1 protein-coding gene and 1 pseudogene are annotated in these 1,148 nt (G+C 75.4%); both read left to right on the top strand.

Annotation, left to right across the window (positions count from 1 at the left end; translation table 11 throughout):
- On the top strand, positions 1–783 hold a 783-nt coding region (locus AB0J52_RS41645; protein WP_500188806.1), incomplete at its 5' end, for an alpha/beta hydrolase.
- Positions 776–1,148 (top strand): annotated as a pseudogene (locus tag AB0J52_RS41650) (hypothetical protein); the annotation flags it as partial. The gene AB0J52_RS41645 and the pseudogene AB0J52_RS41650, both read left to right, overlap by 8 nt.

Consider the following 1,148-nt stretch of genomic DNA (forward strand, 5'->3'; position numbering starts at 1 on the left):
AAGGCGGGGCACGCCATCGGCGCACGCGCGCACGACAGCGGGCGGGCTCGGGCGATGGCCGGCTTCCTGTCGCCGGGCCGCCACTTCCTGTCGTTCGACGCGCGCGGATCGGGCCGGGCCGTCGAGGTGGTCGGCGACCTGGCGAACGCCGACCGCGTCGCCGTCGTCGTGCCCGGCGCGGACGGGCTGCTGACCAACTTCGACTCCTGGAAGTGGGCGGGCGGCGGGGCCCGGTCCGTCGCCGACCAGGCCCGCCGGGAGGCCCCCGGCATCCGGCTCGCGGTGGTCGCCTGGCTCGGCTACGCCTCCCCGTCCACGCGCGGCGACGCGATCCTCACCGACGGCCGGGCCCGCACGGCCGCCACCGCCCTGCGCGGGTTCGTCAACGACCTGCACCACCTCAACGGGCGCGCCGGAATCGCCCTGCTCTGCCACAGCTACGGAACGGTCGTCTGCGGCAGGGCGGGCAGGTCCGGGCCGCTGCCGGTGGACGAGGTCGCGCTGTACGGCAGCCCCGGCACCACGGCGAACTCGGCTGACCAGATCTTCCCGTCCGCGCAGGTGTGGGCGGGCCGCTCGTCCGGCGACTGGACGCGGTTCGTCCCCCATCTCCGGGTGTTCGGCGTCGGCTTCGGCCGCGATCCGGTCTCGACCGGCTTCGGCGCCCGCCGCTTCGACGCCGGAAGCGGCCCGCACAGCGCCTACCTGAAGCCGGGGTCGACCGCACTCACCAACCTCACCCGCATCGCCCTGCACGAGGACCCGGAGGTGACCCATGGCTGAGCAGCCCGCGCTCCCCGCCTGGCACGCCGAGCGCTACCGCCGGATGGGCGAACGGAGACCCAGCCTGGTCACGCTCATCGAGGCGACCACGCCGGACGACCGCGACCGCGCCGTGGACGCCCTGCGCGCCCTCGCCATCCTCGGGGTCGTCGTCGGCCACTGGCTGGTCACCGCCATGGTCAACCACGGCGGGGTCCTGCACCCGGCCAGCCCGCTGCGCGGCATCCCCGCCCTCACCCCGCTCAGCTGGATCTTCCAGACCCTCGCCCTCTTCTTCCTGGTAGGTGGTCACACCGCCGCCCGCGCCTTCCCCGCGAACCGCTCCGACACCGTGAGCCGCGCGAGCCGCGCGAGCCGCGCGAGCC

The organism is Spirillospora sp. NPDC049652, from assembly GCF_040675125.1.
In the GTDB taxonomy this organism is placed as follows: Bacteria; Actinomycetota; Actinomycetes; order Streptosporangiales; family Streptosporangiaceae; genus Spirillospora.